The sequence below is a fragment of the Ornithinibacillus bavariensis genome (genome assembly GCF_050433565.1).
GTDB lineage: Bacteria > Bacillota > Bacilli > Bacillales > Amphibacillaceae > Ornithinibacillus > Ornithinibacillus bavariensis.
In genome coordinates this window covers 202,167-222,556 of the sequence record NZ_JBNPWZ010000006.1, presented here as the reverse complement: position 1 = coordinate 222,556, position 20,390 = coordinate 202,167, and the positions used below count along the sequence as shown (strand labels likewise).

Annotated in this window: 18 protein-coding genes and 3 pseudogenes; 18 read left to right on the top strand and 3 right to left on the bottom strand. The window is 34.7% G+C overall.

The window, feature by feature from the left end; genetic code table 11:
- The 10 genes and pseudogenes from HNR27_RS12510 to vanY all read left to right on the top strand — a co-directional run.
- A partial coding sequence (locus HNR27_RS12510; RefSeq protein ID WP_429339968.1) for an FtsX-like permease family protein occupies positions 1-1,704 on the top strand: 1,704 nt, incomplete at its 5' end.
- A 530-nt stretch (positions 1,705-2,234) separates the two neighbouring features.
- Complete coding sequence (locus HNR27_RS12505) at positions 2,235-2,714, top strand: hypothetical protein (RefSeq protein ID WP_429339967.1); 480 nt, start codon at positions 2,235-2,237, stop codon at positions 2,712-2,714.
- A 61-nt stretch (positions 2,715-2,775) separates the two neighbouring features.
- Positions 2,776-3,249, top strand: coding sequence for a hypothetical protein (locus tag HNR27_RS12500; protein ID WP_429339966.1), 474 nt, complete (start codon positions 2,776-2,778; stop codon positions 3,247-3,249).
- Between the two features lie 527 nt (positions 3,250-3,776).
- Positions 3,777-4,205: pseudogene (locus tag HNR27_RS12495) on the top strand (DUF4279 domain-containing protein).
- Between the two features lie 149 nt (positions 4,206-4,354).
- Positions 4,355-4,723, top strand: coding sequence for a hypothetical protein (locus HNR27_RS12490; protein ID WP_429339965.1), 369 nt, complete (start codon positions 4,355-4,357; stop codon positions 4,721-4,723).
- 120 nt (positions 4,724-4,843) lie between these two features.
- A pseudogene (locus tag HNR27_RS12485) lies at positions 4,844-5,566 on the top strand (transposase); the annotation flags it as partial.
- Between the two features lie 31 nt (positions 5,567-5,597).
- On the top strand, positions 5,598-6,140 hold the full coding sequence (locus tag HNR27_RS12480) for a GNAT family N-acetyltransferase (RefSeq protein WP_429339964.1): 543 nt from the start codon (positions 5,598-5,600) through the stop codon (positions 6,138-6,140).
- A gap of 799 nt (positions 6,141-6,939) precedes the next feature.
- Positions 6,940-7,635: a vancomycin resistance response regulator transcription factor, VanR-F/VanR-M family gene (gene vanR, locus HNR27_RS12475; RefSeq protein ID WP_429339963.1), complete on the top strand. Its 696-nt coding sequence runs from the start codon at positions 6,940-6,942 to the stop codon at positions 7,633-7,635.
- A complete protein-coding gene (locus HNR27_RS12470; protein ID WP_429339962.1) occupies positions 7,628-8,725 on the top strand; it encodes a sensor histidine kinase in 1,098 nt (365 codons plus the stop codon). The genes vanR and HNR27_RS12470 overlap by 8 nt, the downstream gene beginning before the upstream one ends.
- A gap of 130 nt (positions 8,726-8,855) precedes the next feature.
- Complete coding sequence (vanY, locus tag HNR27_RS12465; protein ID WP_429339961.1) at positions 8,856-9,731, top strand: VanY-A/VanY-F/VanY-M family D-Ala-D-Ala carboxypeptidase; 876 nt, start codon at positions 8,856-8,858, stop codon at positions 9,729-9,731.
- Between the two features lie 308 nt (positions 9,732-10,039).
- Here vanY and HNR27_RS12460 read toward each other — a convergent pair whose 3' ends face one another.
- Complete coding sequence (locus HNR27_RS12460; RefSeq protein WP_212920922.1) at positions 10,040-11,017, bottom strand: helix-turn-helix transcriptional regulator; 978 nt, start codon at positions 11,015-11,017, stop codon at positions 10,040-10,042.
- Positions 11,018-11,246: 229 nt separating this feature from the next.
- On the opposite strand from HNR27_RS12460, the gene HNR27_RS12455 reads away from it, so the two are divergent.
- From HNR27_RS12455 to HNR27_RS12440, 4 genes and pseudogenes are all read left to right on the top strand, one after another.
- Positions 11,247-11,816, top strand: coding sequence for a dihydrofolate reductase family protein (locus HNR27_RS12455; protein ID WP_429339960.1), 570 nt, complete (start codon positions 11,247-11,249; stop codon positions 11,814-11,816).
- Between the two features lie 283 nt (positions 11,817-12,099).
- Positions 12,100-12,341, top strand: a pseudogene (locus HNR27_RS12450) (excinuclease ABC subunit UvrA); the annotation flags it as partial.
- 425 nt (positions 12,342-12,766) lie between these two features.
- Positions 12,767-13,045: an ArsR/SmtB family transcription factor gene (locus HNR27_RS12445; RefSeq protein WP_212920920.1), complete on the top strand. Its 279-nt coding sequence runs from the start codon at positions 12,767-12,769 to the stop codon at positions 13,043-13,045.
- Between the two features lie 93 nt (positions 13,046-13,138).
- Positions 13,139-13,525, top strand: a complete 387-nt coding sequence (locus HNR27_RS12440; protein ID WP_429339959.1) for a VOC family protein — start codon at positions 13,139-13,141, stop codon at positions 13,523-13,525.
- Positions 13,526-13,817: 292 nt separating this feature from the next.
- Here HNR27_RS12440 and HNR27_RS12435 read toward each other — a convergent pair whose 3' ends face one another.
- Both HNR27_RS12435 and HNR27_RS12430 read right to left on the bottom strand, forming a co-directional pair.
- A complete protein-coding gene (locus tag HNR27_RS12435) occupies positions 13,818-14,762 on the bottom strand; it encodes a peptidoglycan DD-metalloendopeptidase family protein (RefSeq protein ID WP_429339958.1) in 945 nt (314 codons plus the stop codon).
- 429 nt (positions 14,763-15,191) lie between these two features.
- Positions 15,192-16,934 (bottom strand): ABC transporter ATP-binding protein, encoded by a 1,743-nt coding sequence (locus HNR27_RS12430; protein WP_429339957.1) that lies wholly within the window; start codon positions 16,932-16,934, stop codon positions 15,192-15,194.
- A gap of 579 nt (positions 16,935-17,513) precedes the next feature.
- Between HNR27_RS12430 and HNR27_RS12425 the strand changes: the two genes are divergently transcribed.
- The 4 genes from HNR27_RS12425 to HNR27_RS12410 all read left to right on the top strand — a co-directional run bounded on the left by HNR27_RS12425 (position 17,514) and on the right by HNR27_RS12410 (position 20,244).
- Positions 17,514-17,963: a GNAT family N-acetyltransferase gene (locus HNR27_RS12425; RefSeq protein ID WP_429339956.1), complete on the top strand. Its 450-nt coding sequence runs from the start codon at positions 17,514-17,516 to the stop codon at positions 17,961-17,963.
- 490 nt (positions 17,964-18,453) lie between these two features.
- Complete coding sequence (locus HNR27_RS12420; protein ID WP_429339955.1) at positions 18,454-18,741, top strand: hypothetical protein; 288 nt, start codon at positions 18,454-18,456, stop codon at positions 18,739-18,741.
- Between the two features lie 328 nt (positions 18,742-19,069).
- Positions 19,070-19,639, top strand: a complete 570-nt coding sequence (locus HNR27_RS12415; RefSeq protein WP_429339954.1) for a dihydrofolate reductase family protein — start codon at positions 19,070-19,072, stop codon at positions 19,637-19,639.
- Positions 19,640-19,725: 86 nt separating this feature from the next.
- Positions 19,726-20,244, top strand: coding sequence for a hypothetical protein (locus HNR27_RS12410; RefSeq protein WP_429339953.1), 519 nt, complete (start codon positions 19,726-19,728; stop codon positions 20,242-20,244).
- Positions 20,245-20,390 lie beyond the last annotated feature (146 nt).

Genomic DNA, 20,390 nt, shown 5'->3' with positions numbered 1-20,390 from the left:
GATACTATGGATACTTTGGCAATAAAAAAACGCTTCCATCTAAGTCCCGAGGATATGTTAGACTTTATTATTGACGGAGAAAAAGACAGTCGTGACTTTCTGGAAACTCTAACCGAAACAGAACGTCTATCTCAAACAACCTACGAGTTTGATTTGTCACCTTATTTATCTACATTTGATTCTCAACCTATTGCATTAGATTATACAGGTAAACCAATAGAAGTAACAGGGTACGCAAAGTCTATTGGAGAAACGACTAAATTTTATTTTACAGAGACTATTGATTATGGTATACATGATGGCTATTTGTCTGTAAAACAAGTTGGTACAGAATCGGAAGTACCTATTCATCGTAAATTAATAGAAAAAGGAAAACCAGCATACGAGATGAGAGACTATCCGTTTGTGTTGTTTCCGGTAGGCTCCTACACCGCAAAAGAAAATCAAAAATCCTTATCTGCCAGTCCATTAGGGATATATCATCAAGCACCAACTACAACAGAGAATGGACAAGTGGTACACGAAACAGGTGTTGCTGGGAGTTTTATTGCTTCTCCCGCTCATGGTGTAATCCAAATTGAAGATGCAGAGCTAATTAAAGGTAATGCTCCAATAGACGCTATTAGAATTAAAGTTTCCGGTATTTCATCATATGATGATTCCGCAGAGCGAAAGATTTTGGATGTCGTTGAACAGTTGTATCAATTAGGCGATTTTCAAATTGATATTGTTGCCGGGGCATCCCCTGAAACGATGAACATGGATGTAGAATCCATCGGTATGGTAAAACAACAGTGGACAAGTATTGGTGCCGCCACAACTATCTCCGATGGATGGACTTTATCTAATATTGTTATTAGCTTCCTGTTCGTTCTTATTGGGTTAATTTATATGTTGAACCGTATCTTTTTTTGGAGAGAATTAAGACAAGAGGAAGCTCAACTCTTGTTTGATTTAGGCTGGAGAAAACGGCACATTACTAGTTTCCATTTGATAGAACTATTAATTTTAACATGTGTCTCCGTAGTAGTTTCCCTGTGTATAATCGGGGTGATGATTTCATCACATGTTTTGGATAACGGATCACTTATTTTGTTTACTGTATGCTCTTTGTCCTTACTGATTATCATTTTAATAAGAGGTATCATGCCAATTAATAATAAAAAGATAAAAAAGCAAGGTGCATCTGGAAAATCAATATTCCTAAGAAATATATATTATTATCGCAAATTCATCTGGTTAACCTTTTTACAGTTATCAGTGGTAACTTTATTAGTAATGTTTACGATTCCGTCCATTATTGCAACAATGAATAAAACAGGAAAAACAAATTTGGGAGAATTTATCAATAACTCCATCCACTTTTTATTACTGCTAGTAATTATTGTTTCAATAAGTTTAACCATTATCTCGGTGCTTGAAAGTAACGCTGCCTTTCTATCTTTAAGGAGAACAGAATTACGTTTATTAAGGGATATAGGTTGGAAACGCAAAGATGTACTATCGTTATGTATGAAAGAATCGTCTATTTGGACGTTTTTAGGAATTCTGTTTGGGGCATCATTAGGTCTTGGTATTTTAGTCTTGTTGTATGAGTTTACTCCAATTATGCTTTTGATATTTATAGTAATTGTTGCGATTATATATGGTATTGTGTTGATATTAACCTATATAGTTACATTTACTCAAACGAATAAAATCTAAACACATTATTCACCCATAGAATGCAGTTCTAAAAATGTTATTTCACTATCGGTTGCATTAGTTGAACAAGCAGTTGTTACAAGTTCGGTAAATTAGAGTAACAGTGTATAGAACATTTTTTTAATGCCTGTATAAAGTAATTCTAAAAACTGTAAAATGGGTATATAACTTTATTATGTTATAGCTCTGAAATGGGAATGGCATTATGTGTGTTCTAACGTATTTTAGTATAGAACTATTTTTTATGAAACACCAGTAACATTATAGTTGGTAAATTTCAATGAAGTGGATAATACATTTTTTCACCCTCTGCCCTTAAAAAGGGACAGAGGTTTTTTTGTGATTACTAAAGAGTGATTGAAAATCTTACAGTTTTATCGGGTTATTTGAGCAAGGGATTGAATAGTTATGTTAAAATACAAATAACTTTTAGAATATTAAGTACTTCAACTAACGGGGCAGTTTAGTTGAATAAGAAATAACAAAAGTAATGAGTATTTACTTTAAAATAAGATTAAACGGGGATTAATATGCGAAAAATTTATCTAGATAGAACAGCATTCTCTGGAGCCATAGGTGTTAATTTAGAAGATACTGAGATTATATCAGCAGGAACAACCATTAATTCAATGGGTGTTCATGATAGAAATGAAGAGTATCAAACATACGCTAACGATTATGATATTCAATTTATCTTTGACGATGATATTCCACATTTAGAGTTTTTTACGGTTCCACATGTAGATATTATGGCAAAAGATAGTAAAGGAGGATTTGTCGGAATTGTTTATCAACAGTGTGATTCGGAAAATGACACACCAATTTGTTATATCAATAGGGATTTAGAGTGCTTTATAATTTCTGAAAACGTAGAAGATTTTCTGAGTAATATAGGAATATGGCAAGACAACATGAAACCCTATGATAAAATTACCGTTTATCGTTCGAAAGCAGAAGCAGAAACTGAACTAGAATTTATCGATTTGTCTGATATTCTTCCATTATTATAAAGGCTTCTTGAATTAAAGGGTGCGTTTCTAGAAGGCAAGTTTAATTAAGGTGGTTTGAAAAATGGATACTAATACTTTATTCTATAAAATTCAAAAAGGAATTGTTGTTACGGAGGACTATGTAAAATGGTCATGTGGTTTAATAGAAAGTAATGTATCAACTCCATCTTTAAATATAATTGCTTCATTTTCATTCAGTGATAATGTAATTGAAGTGGAGGATTATTTTAAAAGAGCTTTGAATGAGCTGAAAATACTAGAGCCGAGCTTTGAGACAAGTGCTAAAGGCTATATTGGTTTATTGGCAAGAAAAATTTTACAAGCAAACGAATCAGAAATGTTTAATTTAGCTAAGAAGATTTTTGAAATTGTTGGGACAGAGTTAAATTATCCCGATGATTTACTTGAATGGTATGAAATTAGCGAGATGATTGATAGACTTCATTATGATAATTTACCTCTGGATTTTAATAAAGAGGATGTTATTTCAAGAATTAAAAAAGAAGCAAATTCTTATTTGAGGTTAAATAAATAGTGTTCTTATTGTGCTAACGGGTGCTTTAGTTTAACAAGACAATATAGACAATACGATTTTAAATTACAAGGTTGGTAAATAAAGGTAGCATAGTATAGAACATTTTTTAATGTCTATATAAGGGAAATCCAATAACTGACAAAAGAGTATATAACTTTATTATGATATCGCTCTCGATTGGGAGCGGTCTTGTGCGCTAGTAACGCATTCTAGTATAGAACTATTTTTTCTTATAACACTTGTTGTGTGATGTCCAGTAACATTATAGTTGGTAAATTTCAATAAAGTGGATAGCAACATTTTTTAACCCTCTGTTCTAAAATAAGAACAGAGGTTTTTTTTATATGGTTACTTTGTTGTGATTTATTATCTTAAAATTTATAGGAGTTAATTGTTGATGAAACTAAAAATTGGATATTTATGTTAAAATAGATATAGGATTCTGAATATTAAGTACTTCAACTAACGGGGCAGGTTAGTACAATAAGAATATTTTTTAGAGGACCAAGATTTTCGGAGGTATGACTATGGGGGGAACAAAGGTAAAGGTTTACTTTAGTATACTTGGTGATATATTTCCCTTAGATTATGTGACTGAAAAATTAGGGATTACACCTTCTGATACTCATAGAAAAGGAGATATAATTCCTAATCGTTAAACGACTAAGTTTAGAAAAGAGACTTCTTGGGATTTAGATACTGGCTACCAAGAATCTCTTGATGTAAATGAACAATTACAGCAAATTATAACCAAACTTCGAAATAAGGTATCAATAATTAGTGAGATAAAAAAGACTTATTCTGTTGAATGTAAATTCTTTATTATAGTCATTATGGAAGAGGGGCATACCCCTGCTTTGTATCTCGATAAAGACGTAATTAATTTTGCATCAAGTATTGAAGCTGAATTTGATATAGATTTATATGCGAACCCATATGAAGAATTTAACGAATAAAGGAAGAACAAACCTTATTCAAGTAACGGGTGCGTTACTACAAGAAGGAATAATGTACCCGTTATTAAACTATTGGGGCAGAATCCTTGAAGAAGGAGTATTTATTTGTTCAAAGAGTTTATTTGCAGAAATTATTTGGGGGTGCTTTTTTGAAAAGGGTATTAATATTAATTTTACTTGTTGTGAATTTGGGAGCTTGTAGTCAGCAAGAGAATGATACCTATGGAGAAAGACACGAAGGTATCATTGTTGACATTGAGAAGGATACTTTTGATGAAATAATGTACATCGTATTATCTTTGCCAAGTGTGGAAGACATTGATATTTCGAGTAAAACAAGAGAGGAACTAATTGAACTTGCACAAGAAAATGATGGTGTGTTCTACCACCTCAACCAAGAAGAATATGAAGAATTAGATTTAGAAATAGGCAAACGAATTGTTGGCTATTATAGTGATGTTGGAGAATCAGATCCACCTGTATTGTTTACCGATAAAATAGAGGTATTTTCACAATAGTTATGATGACTTTATTAAACAAACGGGTGCTTTAATTGAACAAGCCGAATTTATAATAAAGTGAGTTTAATTGTTTAATTAAAACAAATAGGCTTTTTTTATTCTCCCAAATATATCTACAGAAAGTGGGAGGGAAAAGCAGCGTTACAGTTTTTAAAGCTCTACGCGTTACCACATGAATTAGTAAAGTTCTCCGATCAAGAATTATTATTTGATCTAAGAAAAGCTGTAAAACGTAGTGTTGGACTTAGTAAAATACAAGAGTTAAAACAAGCAGCCAGTAAGTCCATCGGACTTAAACAAGGTGCAAGTATGGCTAAATTGGAGCTTGAAACATTAATTGATAAATATGAATTAATCCAAATTAAGTTCGAAGAACTGGATTCTAAAATTGATACATTAATTGACCAGATACCTGGTGTCCAACAAATGTTGGCTATTAAAGGTGTTGGAAGGATACAATTGCCGGCTTTTTTGCCGAAGTTGGTGATCTAAGTGAATACTCTCATCCACGGCAACTAATTAAGTTTGCTGGATTAAGCCTGAAAGAAAACACTTCAGGAAAGCAAAAAGGAAAAACTACTATTACTAAAAGAGGTAGAAAAAAGTTACGAGCGCTATTGTTTAGGGTGTGTATGATTCTAATCGCAAATAACTCTGCATTTAAAGCTTTACACGCATAATAAACCATTGAAGAAGATGCAGTCTCTAATTGCTTTATGTAATAAGTTAATTCGCATATTATTTGCCATTGGAAAAAAGCAATTTGAATTTAGTGAAGAAAAAATGTTAAAGGATATTCCTCATATGCAAGATTTATGGAAGCTGAATGAAGCCGCATAATACACAATAGTCAGAATGGGGAGGTGTCAAAATGAATATTGCAGAGGAAATAATAATTTCTCCATTAAAGGATGAATTAATTGAGGACATCAATAAAACAAATGATTATTTTAAAGTGTTTGGTAAGGTTGTACCCAGTTTTCAATCAGGAAAATGGTCTTTTGAAGAGAATCTATTTGATGAAACTGAAGAAATTCGTTTCCCAGATGATAAACTTGATTGGAGCCGATATATAAACCGTGAAGATAAAGCTCTATTTTTAGCTTATAAGAATAATAATTGCATTGGGCAAATTAGAATAATTAAGGATTGGAATCGCTTCTGTTATATTGAAAATATCGCTACAAAAAAAGAATTTAGAGGATATGGAATCGGGAAGTTGCTCTTAACTAAAGCGGAAGAGTGGGCAAAACAAAGAAAACTTATCGGAATGTCTCTAGAGGCTCAAGATGATAATCTTGGAGCGTGCAGGTTTTATGTGAAACAAGGATTCATACTAGGTGGAGTTGACACATTGAAACAGTCATATAATCCAAATATAGAAACCACTTTGTATTGGTATAAGTTATTCTAGTAACGGGGCGCTTAGTTCAACAAGAACAAAGGTATACTTCTCTGTGGAGATCCATTACTTTTACTTATAGAACTCTTTAACAGATAGTGGGAGATACTTTCCGGCTATAATGTAATTGTTATTTTCCCATCCATCCCAATTTACCAACTATAATATAAGTATTTAGTTTACTGAAATACGTAAACCACCTGTTATAGTTGCATTTAAAAATTAGGAACTATAATGTATTTGGACAGTATGTTCAGTAACATAATAGTTGGTAAATCTCAATAAAGTGGATCAAAACATTTTTTAACCCTCTGCCCTTAAATGAGGACAGAGGGTTATTTGTATTACTATAGAGTGAATGGAAATCTTACATATAATCGGGGCTAGGGACTGTTTGAGCTAAGAATTGGATATTTATGTTAAAACACATATAACATTAGAATATTAAGTACCTCAACATTATGATCCGTACATTTACAATAAAGTTAGTAAATTACAAAAAAGTTAATAAATATCTTAAGGGATGGAGTAATAGACTCTATCCCTTTTTGGTGGTTTGCAAGAAAGGGTGTTGTCAGTTTTTTTTAGATATTATGTTAAAATAAAAGAGAGTTTGTGAAGAAATCTACTTAAACTAATAGCACATTAAAGGAAAATAAGGTATTTTTTAATGATATTATGAAGAAATGTAATTATGATAACGGGAAATTTAGCTGACGAGCTGTGTTTATTTTTAGTACAACAATAAGACCATATTTTTGAATATAAAAAAAGATAGACCTCTATGTTAACTTGATTTAGGAGTGGAAAGATGAGAGATATTTCGATATTAATTGCTGAAGATGATGAGGAAATTGCTAATTTGATTGTATTCCATTTGGAAAAAGAAGGATACCACGCTGTTAAAGTATCAGATGGACAAGAGGCTGTTCGTGTTGTCGAGAATCAGGCATTTGAGTTGCTGATTTTGGATATTATGATGCCGGAAATGGATGGATATGAGGTAACTCGCCGTGTTCGTGAACAACATAATATGCCTATCATTTTTTTAAGTGCCAAAACTTCTGATTTTGATAAAGTACAAGGGCTTGTAATTGGAGCTGATGATTATATAACGAAACCTTTCACTCCCATTGAATTGGTTGCTCGTGTAAATGCTCAGTTGCGACGCTTTATAAAGCTGAATCATCCCCAAAAGAGTAATAAAACGAACTTGGAATTTGGTGGATTAGTGATTTCCCTTGATCAACGCACGGTTACTCTATATGGGGAAAACATTGAGCTAACACCAAAAGAGTTTGATATTTTGTATTTACTGGCTAGTCATCCAAAGAAGGTTTACAGTGTAGAAGATATTTTTCAGCAGGTGTGGGGCGAAGCATACTTTGAGGGCGGTAATACCGTTATGGTCCATGTTCGTACAATAAGGAAAAAGCTTAGAGAAGATAAACGAACAAACAAATGGATTAAAACTGTGTGGGGCGTAGGGTATACATTCAATGGTTAAATTCTCAAGAAGTTTTCGTTCGAAAATGATTATAATATTTGGCTTAAGTATGCTTCTGTCGGGTACGATTACGTTTATCATTTATAAAACTCTTCAATTTTTTTATTACACTATAGTTGATTATGAAAGTCCGTTCGCCCATTTCCGCAAAATCATTAGAGAAATTGGAGACATTAACTTTTTTTTACTAATATTCATCCCACTTTCGATATTGTTTTTCTTTTTACTCACTAAGCGCTATTTGACCTATTTTAATAAGATTTCAAACGGAATTCATAATCTCGCGAAGGGAAATTTTAATCACCGTGTTCAAATCGATTCAAATGACGAATTTAGGGATATTGCCCAAGATATTAATTTGGCAAGTGAAATATTGAAACAGGCCATTGAAAAAGGAGAATTCTCGGAAAGCAGTAAAAATCAGTTAGTCGTAAATTTAGCTCATGATCTGCGTACACCGCTCACCTCCGTATTAGGTTATTTAGATTTAATCCTTAATGATGAAAATTTGACGAAAGATCAAGTCAAACATTTTTTAACGATTGCTTTTACTAAATCTCAACGTTTAGAAAGTCTAATTGATGAATTATTTGAAATAACGAGAATGAACTATGGCATGTTGCCAATTGAACAAAAGCATATTAATTTAAGAGACCTCCTTAATCAATTGAAAGAAGAATTGTATCCTGTCTTCACAAAAAATAATTTGATTGTTCGAATGAAATTGACTACCGACTTACCTATTATCGGTGACGGAGAGCTTTTAGCACGTGTGTTTGAAAATCTGTTGATCAATGCGACTCGGTATGGATACGACGGTCAGTTTGTAGACATTAACGGCTTTATTGAGTCGGAGGAAGTTGTTGTACAAGTTGTGAATTATGGAGATCGTATTCCTCCGGAGGACCTCCCGCATATCTTTGATATGCTCTATACTGGAGACAAAGCAAGAACTCAAAACAAAAATAGCACTGGTCTTGGATTGTTCATTGCGAAGAATATTGTGGAGCAACACAGCGGATCAATTACTGTTCAAAGTAGTGTAACACAGACAGTTTTTGAAGTCCGATTACCAAAGGAAAGTAAATGATTAACGAATTAATGAAGATAGAACAACTTAAAATACAGGATTTAAGAAAAATTTAAGATTTACCCTACTCTTTTTTTAAAAAGTTTTGGCTATTCTTTTAAGCAAGGAAGAATTAGGAGGAAGCTGAAAAATGAAGAAGTGGGGATTTTTAATTTTATTACTAGTGTGCTTATGTTTTGTTTTCATAAATAACTTTGAAACAAAAGTAGATATACCAAACGTAGAAGTACGAGGATATGATCAACAGGAAAAAGATAAAGTAGAGGAATTGGATAACATCCAAACAATAACGATTACAGAGGAACAAATCTATCAAGGAAATCTGCTTTTAGTTAATAGTGAATATCCTGTTCGCCAAGAAGGTATTAAATCAGATGTCGTCAATCTTTCTACGCACAATGAATTGGTAAAGGGATACGGAGTGCTATATAACGATACTTATTTGTCAGAGGATATAGCACATGAATTTTCGGAAATGATTGCTGCAGCAGAAAAAGAAGGAGTTCATAATTTCTGGATTACTAGTGGCTACCGAAACTTTGATGAGCAAAGGGAACTTTATCAAAAAATGGGTTCTGGTACTGCTTTACCTGCCGGATATAGCGAACACAATTTGGGTTTATCGCTTGATGTAGGAACCACTCAAACTGCGATGGCTAAAGCGCCTGAAGGAGAGTGGATAGAAGAAAATGCTTGGAAATACGGATTCATTTTACGTTATCCAGAGAATAAATCGGACATAACAGGAATTCAATACGAACCATGGCATATCCGCTATGTTGGATTGCCGCATAGTGCAATTATGAAGGAAAAGAATTTTGTTTTAGAAGAATATTTGGATTACCTGAAGGAGAAAAAGAAGGTTTCGGCTAAGGTCGAAGGTAAAAAATATACTATTTCTTATTATCCTCTTTCTGAAAACATGACCATTAATATACCAAAACATCAGGAATATGTGATTTCAGGTGACAATATGGGTGGAGTAATTGTGACAGCTTACGAATGATAAGTGATACCATGAAATTTAGGGCGCTTTTCTTTAGTAGAAGCGTCTATTTTATGCGCTTCTACACAAAAGATTGTGAAGATTCACCAATGAGTTAACCTTATTTGTGAACTATACTGTAAATGGACAGCCGTTTAAAAATAAAGTTATGTACTCAACCAAATCTTATATTCAAGGGTATTTTGATAATTATACGAAGTATGATTATAGAGATGCACTTCTTAAATGAAGTGCATCTTTTGTTGTTATAGTTTTTACAGCCTGTTCCAATAACAGTTCAAAAGTATTTAGACAAGGAAACTAGTTAATTATGTTGTTCTGTCTTCATGTCTATACAATGCTACAACGGATTCAGCCATTTTCACAATCTTATCTCGCAAATCGATAGGCTTCATTATTTTTATATCGTCTGCAAAACCTAGTATATATCCTTTTGCTTCATCCTCCGTGTCAAAGGAAAGTTCTACAGATACCCAACCATTCTTATTTTGAGATCCTACTTCCTTTATCCGAGCAAAACGTCCCGTGAATTTTAACCTAGGTAATAGAGACGCCTTAACTTCGACCGATACGTCGAAGCTGGGTAAGTTTTCTATAAAGGCCTCTGTTGAAGATTTCCAGTATTGAGCAAGATCAAAGTTTAGCGGTCTTGAAAATGCCTCATTCAGAATGATTGCTTCACGAATACGAGAAATGCGGTAATTTCGAATATCACCATTCTCTTTGGAAGCTATGTAGTACCAATTATTCCCCTTCGAGACTAATCCAAGTGGACAAGTTATTACTTCATTAATCTTTCCATTTAGATGCTGATAAACTATTTTTAATTTATTTTCCTTCCAAATTGCATCCTTAATAACTTCAAAAGAATTCATTTTTTCTTGTTGTGCTCTCCATGAACTTATATCAACATGAATCCGGTTCCATACACGTTTAGCATTTTCCCTAGATATTGAAGGTAAGGATGCGATAAGTTTATTTCTAGCTCTTTCAGAATTTCGATTTAGTCCTAAGTCTTCTAGTATTTGTTCAGCGGGAGAAACAAATAAGGCCCGGATTTCAAATTCGTCGAGTCCAGTTAGCTTGGTTTCATACCCTTCAATTAGTGACAATCCACCATTTCTCCCACGCTCCGCGTAAACCGGAACACCTATGCTACTGAGTGCCTCTATATCACGATATATGGTTCTCTCCGAAACCTCTAATTTGCTTGCTAATTCTTTTGCTGATATTTGTCCATGAGATTGTAAATACAACATAATCGATAATAATCGATCGCCTCTCAACGTTCCCCACCACTCTTTTAAAAAAATATTAAGTTTTATTTAATATTATATGACACAAGATGTCAAGAATTAATCATTATAATAGAAATACCTCTATTTAGAAAGGACTGATACTTATAGAAAGTATACAACGAAAGGATAGCACCGTTTAACTTAATGTAACAGGCTGTGAATCTGTAAATGGGCTGACCATGGATAACTACGAAACATAATAATTGGAGGAATAAAAATGTCAAATATCTTAAATACACGAAAAATAATTTTAGATTTAGCGGTTACCTTAGATGGTTTTATTGAAGGGAAAAATGGTGAAGTTGATTGGTGTATTATGGACCCGGAGATGGGGTTTATCAATTTTTTAAATCAAATTGATACAATTTTATATGGAAGAAAAAGCTATGATTTATGGGGACAATTTACTCCGGAAATTGAACATACGAATTCTGAAAAAGAGCTTTGGGAATTGTATCATAGTAAAGAGAAATATGTGTTTTCCAGGACGCAAAAGGGGACTGATGATAAAGCAATATTCATAAATGATAATATTCTTGAAGAAGTAAATAAATTAAAGAATAAGTCTGGTAAAGACATCTGGCTATATGGTGGAGCTAGTCTTATTACAACTTTTATCAATTTAGGACTTGTTGATGAATTTAGATTATCTGTTCACCCTGTTGTTTTGGGAGAAGGGAAACCGCTGTTTGTGGATATAAAACAGAGATTGAATTTAAAACTGGTTGATACAAGAACGTTCTCTTCAGGTGTTGTACAACTAATTTATCATTTTGATGGGAACTAATGAATATTGCACATTCCAAAGATAAGATCGTTATTTTCATTTTAAAAGCAGCAAGTTTAGGACTTGATTTTCTGGCCTTAGACCGCCGCTTTTTCATATTGGGTTCAGTCTAAAACTTTATTTTTGCACCGGTTTCTCTGGTGAGTATAGCTACATCATTAGCCTTCTAGGTGCGAATAGGCTGTATCTGCACCTGAGATCATTCGTCTAATCATGGCACTGTTGTCGTGATTATTCCGTTATACTGTGAAAGCTAAAAAAATGGAAATACGAGGTGGAGTCTATGAACATTGAAGATATCATAATCAGAGGAGCTCGCGAGAATAACCTGAAAATGTAAATGTCTGTATACCGAAGCGAAAAATCACAATCTTCACCGGCGTCTCGGGCTCGGGAAAATCTTCCTTGGTGTTCGACACTGTAAGTGCAGAAGCGCAGAGGCAGCTTAATGAGACTTTTACCGCATTCATCCGCAATCGGCTGCCCCGGTTTAACCAACCGGATGCCGATTCCATCAGCGACGTACTCGCTATGACGGTACGGGAAGCTTCGACATTCTTCAGTGGGAAGGAATTTGCTCCGTATAATGCAGTCGCTTGAGGATGTGGGACTCGGATACATAACACTGGGCCAGCCTCTGAGCACTTTGTCGGGCGGGGAATGTCAACGTATCAAACTGGCCATGGAGAGCCTTCCTGACGGGAGACTTGCAACGGTCCCTAAAAACAATTTTTTGAAATTGGCCGATCTGAGGTTTAGCGCATATCTACTTTCACTAATCAATATAGGTAGGATATTGATGGAAGAGGAGCTTGGAAAATAAACCAAGCTCCTTTACTGTTTGACTGCTTTTTATCATTATTTATAGCTACATTCAATACGAACTCTTTATGCAACCAAACAGTTGCATAAAGTTGACAAGCAACCTAAGGGTTGCGTATAATCGGTATATGAATTTGGAAAAAGACACTATTTTCAAAGCACTTGCTGATTCAACTCGGCGACTAATATTAGATGAACTATCCGAACGCAATGAATTGACATTGTATGAGCTTACTGTACGTCTCATAATGAAGCATGGCCTTTCCATCTCTCGTCAAGCGATTTCAAAACATCTAACGACATTAGAAGATGCAGGACTCGTAATGTCAAAGCGAAAAGGAAAATATCGAGTACTTATATTTAACAACGAACCACTGAAAAATTTATTGAAGGGATGGGTAGAGTAATAGTAAGCTCCAGGCCGTAACATTTTTTCTTTGTTTTACTATAAACCGTTAGAATAAGAACCTATAACCAAAAATAGAAGGAGATTAATTATAATGAATATCATTGTTACCAGTATTTTCGTTCAAGATCAAGACAAGGCACTAGACTTTTATACCAATACGTTAGGATTTGTTAAAAAACATGACGTTCCCTCAGGCGCATATCGGTGGATAACGGTTGTTTCTCCAGAAGCTCAGGACGGTACCGAACTTTTACTCGAACCGAATGAGCACCCTGCTGCTAAGGAATACCAAAAGAAACTATTTGCCGATGGTATCCCGGTAACGATGTTTGGCGTTCCTGATATTCAAGAAGAATATCAACGATTAATTAACCAAGGCGTAAGGTTTACTATGAAACCGACCAAAACGGGTGATATCATTATAGCTGTATTTGACGATACATGTGGAAACCTTATACAGATAATAGAGCAACAATAATAAACTTCAAGCACTCCCTAATGTTATTTCATGCAGATAAAATAGATATACTTATTAAGTTTAAAATTGAATTAACTATTGAATAGGATAAAAGGACTTCTACCTTGAAGTCCTTTTATCGTTTATGATGCTCTGACGTTTTTGTGTTTGAACCCGTGGAATGGGAAGGTAGATATGTAGAATAAACCATCCATCTCCTTAACTCCGCATCCATCTTCTCAACTAATTTCTTAGACAAAACCACATGAAATATGCAGTCCATTTCTTTCTATAGATTTAGCTAGGTTTTTTTCTATTGTTCTTCTACTTGGATATAAGTTATCCACCCATAATCATTTGTCACGAGCTGTTGGGCCTGTTCAACTGCTGTTCTTGTTTTAAACGTACCAGTCTTCAATCGCAATCCATTCTCGTTTACTTTGTAAACTGTCCAGCCAGTGTCATTTCTAAGTCTTTCATATGCCGCATTTTGTTCTGCTGTTGAATTAAAGGTGCCCGTTAATAAACGGAAGTACTCCTGTTTGATGTAGGAAACCCAACCGAATTGTTGTGTGATTAATCGTTGACCGGCTTCCGCTGAAGCTCTCGTTGTAAATGTTCCAGTTTTTAAACGTAATCCGTTCTCATTTACAGTATAAACCGTCCATCCCGTTGCTTGACGTAGACGTTCCGCTGCTTCTTGCTGAGAAGCTACCGTTGAAAACGTTCCTGTTAACAGCCTAAAAGATCCCTCCTCAACTGGTACGATATTCTTGTCAAAGTAATCCATTGGGTCAACAGCATACGCCCTGTTCCATGTTGATGTTCCCTTATGTAATTCAAAATGTACATGCTGTCCTTGAGCATTTCCGGTCTCCCCCATATAGCCTAATCGTTGCCCTTGTGAAACCACATCATTTACACGAACACTAATCGACCTCAAATGTGCATAAACCGTTACATAAGATACACCATTAATCTGGTGATGAACATATACTACATTTCCATACGTCCCTGCTTGACCAGCAAATATAACCGTACCTGGAGCCGATGCTACGACTGGAACTGTCCCACTTTTAGCAATATCTACTCCATAATGCATGGATCCCCAACGCGGACCAAAGCCAGATGTTACAGTCCCTTCTGATGGTCGAATAAATGTAGCTGCTGCGCTTGCTTCCTCAGGCTTTAAACTAAATGTTGGTATAACTAGTAAAATAGTAAGTAACACCATTAATGTCTTCCTAAATCTAATCATTTTCAAATTCCTCCCCATTTGGTTTATAGCCTTGTTCCCTGACAACTTTTGTTAGTAAATAAAATGAAAATTCCTCAAACCACTTTGAAGAGCGATTACTTTTCATAGAAACAAAGCTAATAGAAATGTTCTATCTAAAATCAAAAAAATCCTCCTATTTTCTGAAAAATCAATCATTATTACTACCAAATGGAAACATCTTCAAAAAAATCAGGTAATTAGTTTAAAAGGCTTGAGGCATTAGTAACAATTTTCGGGAGTTAACTTCGCCCCCCAAATACATATAAAAATTAGAATATTAAGTACCTCAACTAACGGGGCAGTTTAGTGGAAGATTCCAGTAGTAATTTGCTTTGGAATCCTTCAAGCGAATAAAAAAACAGACCACCCCTTTTGTTATGAAGTGGTCCGTTTTCTGTTTAGAAAAACTTATACTTTTATTTTAAATTGCTTGGAATACAGATGTGCATATACCCCATCTTGTGCAAGTAAAGCTTCATGGGTACCTTGTTCAACAATACCGTCTTCTGTTAGTACGATGATTTTTCCGGCATTTCGGATTGTTGAAAGACGATGGGCAATCACGATGGTTGTACGTCCTTTTGCTAATGATTCTAGTGATTGTTTGATAAAATTTTCACTCTCGTTATCTAATGCACTCGTCGCCTCATCTAAAATAAGAATTGGTGGATTCTTTAAAAATACACGAGCAATACTGAGTCGTTGCTTCTGTCCTCCAGACAGTCTGACACCTCGTTGCCCGATTTCGGATTGATAGCCGTTGGGCAAGCTCATGATAAATTCATGCGCATTTGCTTTCTTTGCTGCAGTAAAAACTTCTTCATCACTTGCAGTTGGATTCCCGTAGCGGATATTTTCCATTACCGTCCCTGCAAAAATATAAACATCCTGCTGTACAATACCTACTATGCTTCTTAATGATTGAAGATTGATATCACGAACGTTTATCCCATCTAGTAATACTTCCCCATCTGATACATCATAAAAGCGAGGAATAAGCGAACACAAAGTAGTTTTTCCTACACCAGATGGACCAACTAATGCAATGTACTCTCCAGGTTTTACATGAAGAGACAATTTTACCAAGATATCATTCAATTGCTCTTCGTAACGAAAGGAAACTTGCCTGAACTCAATTTCACCGTGTACCTCTGTCAACGTTATGGCATTACGCTTATTCTCAATTGTCGGTTTCTTATTCATGATTTCCATAAAACGCTGGAAGCCTGTAATTCCTTCCTGAAACTGAGTGCTCATATGGATGAGCTTTTGAATAGGTTCAATTAGATAACCGATATACAATAAAAAAGTAATTAAATCCGCCAAATCAAGCTTGTAACTAACGATACTGGCACTCCCAAAGATAATCACGGTAATTGTAATAAATTGGATAATTGTTTCAAAACAATTATAAAAGTATGCTTCAGCCTTATACGTTTTCTTTCTACTATCTAGGAAGCGATTATTTTCTATGTTAAACTTCTTAATCTCTAAATGCTCGTTGGCAAAGGCTTTTACTACTCGTACTCCTGATAGACTATCCTCCACTTGTCCGTTTATGTCTGCAATTCGCTCTTTGTTTCTTGTATAAGCTTTGTTCAATATCTTATTAAAATATAACCCGAAGATAACTAAGAATGGTAAAAAACAGAATACTGCAATCGTTAATGGTGCATTTATAAAAAACAAAATGATAAATGCTCCAATTAACCGAACCGAATATTTAAGGTAGTCTTCTGGACCGTGATGATACAACTCAGAAAGTAGTAAAAGATCATTTGTTAATCTTGACATGAGCTGACCAGTTTTTTCTTTATCATAAAAGCTAAAAGAAAGCTTTTGCATATGAGCAAAAAGCTCCTTGCGCAAATCACTTTCCATACGAGCACCAACTTCATGACCCTTGTAGTCCACAAAGAAGTTCCCAATATTCTTGATCACGACTAATAAGAGCATTAGCCCGCCAATCCAATATACTTTACTTAGAGCAATAGTTAGGTCTTCTTCGAGAACATCTTTCGTAATAAATCTAACGAGTAACGGGAAAACCAAATCAACTATTGATGTAATAAAGGCACATGCCAACACCAAAAGAAATAACCCTAAATATGGTTTATAATATGAGAAGAATTTTTTGATTGGAAAACTCATTATTTACCCCTTTTTGTGTGTTTTATTTAAACACATATAAGGGGAGTCACCGTTTATATTTTAAGATAATGCTCCACCCTTATATGTTAATACGGCTTTTTTTGTCATGTTTCTCATGTAAATTACCTCCTTGTTTTAGATAATCAAATTGTATATTGTTTTCAGAAGGTTGTAAATAGATGGTTTACGGAACGTTGTGCTTAAACGAAAGGGTGCTTTAGTTGAATAAGCAGTTTTTGTTACAAATTCGGTAAATTAAGGTAACAGAGTATAGAACTATTTTTTGATGAAAACCTGATGTCCAGTAACATAATAGTTGGTAAAATTCAAAAAAGTGGATAGGAACATTTTTTCACCCTATGCCCTTAAATAGGATCAGAGGGTTTATTGTGGTTACTTTAGGGTGATTGAAAATCTTACAGTTTATCTGGGTTATTTTTTGAGGAACAGCTAAGAATTGGATATTTATGTTAAAATATATATAGGATTCTGAATATTAAGTACTCCAATTAATGGGGCAGAACAGTTGTTGAAAAAATCAACGATATATACACCTGATTAGATCGGAGGGAAAATTGAGTGGAAAAAGTAGTCGAATATAGAAAACTGGCAATCGGTGATGAAAGTAGTTTTTCTAAATTAGTATTATTGTTTAATAAAGAATTTGGGTCACCAAATTTGAACTACGTAAACGATAAGAACATAAGAAGTCTTATAGCTAAACCCGATTTTATTTGTTTTGTTGCTTTTATTGGTGATGAAGTTGTTGGTGGTTTAACAGGTTACGAATTACTGATGTATGACCAGGAGGGTTCTTCAATGTATTTATATGACTTGGCGGTCGATAAGAACTATCAGCGTCGGGGAATTGGAAGTAATTTAGTTGGTGAATTAATGGATTATTGCAGATCAAAAGATATAAAGGATTTATTTGTTCAAGCTGATGTGGAAGATCAACATGCTGTTGAATTCTACAATAAAATTGGAGGGGATGAATCGGAGACGGTACAGTTTTCGTTTCATCTTTAACATAATAGCTTAAATCTGCTGATAGTTTGGAATAAGAGCGATGTAAGCAATTAAATTAGAACACCATATCGTAAAGATAGAATAATCCAGATTACTTATTCAAGAAAAGGGCATGATTGTTTAGTAACACAGGAAGAAAATGATTAAACTTTTTATAAAATTCATCCCCGTGAAATATTTAAAGAGCCTGTTTTTATCAATCTTTTTTCAAAAGCAGGCTCTTTTATATTTGGAAAATCAACATAATGAGAGCATCTGTTTTTGTTGTATTATTAATATGATTGATCATTAAATACAAAGTTCGATATCTTTCATGAAAATTATTTAGAATATTATGATAGTATTGAATTGGTAAGGGTGACTGCTATGAACTATTTAACCGAAAATGAATGAGAGCATATTAGCTTAAATTGTTGTAGTGACAAGAACCCTTTAGATATAGCTAGATGAGAGTCTAAATTGTGGATATCATATGGAAGGTGGAAAATGAATGAAGTATTCAACAGCAAGGTGGTTGGCGATTATATTTTTTGTTATTGGTGCCGTTCCAATTTCAACCTATTTTTATTTAGATGCAAACGGTATAACGATCCCGTTTTTGACTATCATTGTAAGACCTGTTGGTGTAATAGCGTTTTTAACAGCAACCTTTTTATTATTAGCCAGTATAATGGCTTCCAGAAAACAAGAAGAACGGATAAAAAGACCCCACTTCCAAAATGCACTTATGATACTTATTTGTTTAATCGTATTTAGGGTAATCTTACACTTGGTTTGAAAAGGAATCTAGATTGTGGAATAGTTATAACTTAAAGTAATGGGTGCGTTGGGCCAAGTAGGCATGAAACACTTTTTGTTGAACTACTTGGAATAATGAGTATAACAACTAACAGAGCATGTTTGCTTTCGTTCGGGGCTAATCACTTGAGGTTTGTCTTCATAAAGCGGCAGTTTAGCACAACACTTTTGTCTTCAAAAAAGTTCAAAATTCCTGCTTGAACCTTACGTAACGTAATGTTTTATAATGAACGTAACAGCAGGATGAAACGCAGGAAAATTACAAAAAAATCGAATAAAATAAATTCGAAATCGGAGGAGAAACGGACATGAGAAAACTCGTATTGTTCATGCATGTGTCGCTGGATGGGTATGCGTCGGATTCGAATGGAGGACTCGATTGGATTCCGTACGACGAGGAATTAGAGAAATACGCGGAGGAGGTCGTAGCCGAAGTCGGATCACCCGTTTACGGACGCGCGACGTATCGCATGATGGAGAGCTACTGGCCCACGGAGCTGGACAATCCAAATGCATCGAGGCACGATAAGGAGCATGCCAAATGGCTGCAGGATGTTAAGAAGATCGTTATTTCCAGCACGATGGACAAGGTGGAATGGAACAACACGATGCTGATCATGGACAATATCGCAGAGGAAATCAAGGTGCTCAAAGAGCAACCTGGCAAAGATCTCGTTATATTCGGCAGCCCGGGAGCTGCGAAGACGCTACTTAAGCTTGGCCTGATTGACGAATTCCTGCTTACAATTTGTCCGGTCATCCTGGGTGGTGGAAAGTCAGTATTCGATGGTGGCGGCGAGAAAATTAGACTCAAGCTGCTGTCCAGCCGAACGCTCAATTCGGGAATTATTGCTACCCGCTATGAGGTGGAGAAATAGGCGCACTAAGTGTTTCGCTAGCAGAGAATGATAGCTTAATAAACCGCCCTTCACGGGGCGGTTATTTGTATTAGGAGGTGGAAGTGATGGGACAAAATTATTTCAAATTACAAGCTAATACTTATAGGGAGTTTCAAATAGAATTCGGCAAAGTACAGTGGATGTACTATCATATGACTACAGATTATAATGGATTCGGTCATGGTATTGATTATGAACATTTTGAATATGAGAGATTTTTCTTTGCTACTACTGACAAAGAGTTAGATGATTTTTATCCGAGACAGATGGAAATCTTAAAACAAGGTGCATTAGTAGCATTAGGATGTGAAGTTGTTGATCTTCTAGATGAAGCACGTAGAGATAGTAAGGTATATAATTTCATTACAACTGCATTGTCCAATCCAACAATAGAGGAATTACCATTTGAAAAAGAAGCACTGTTATCAATGAAGAATGCACTAGAAGAAGAAATTGATCATGCATGGACAGCACTCCCCAGTGGTTCAATACTTATGGATAAATTGGAGGAAGTTTACAAAAGATATGTATTTCAATACTTCAAGGATATGTACGAAGAAGGTAAAAAAGGGTGGATTCGTTGAACAAGGTGAATCAGTAGAACAGTTGAATACATAGGAATGCAAGGGGGAAAGTTTGCTAATATTACCTCGGTTTAAATTATCTAAATATTATGTTATTATCAAATTAGAATTTCACTTTCTATAAAAATTAACAGGGTTTTAGAGTA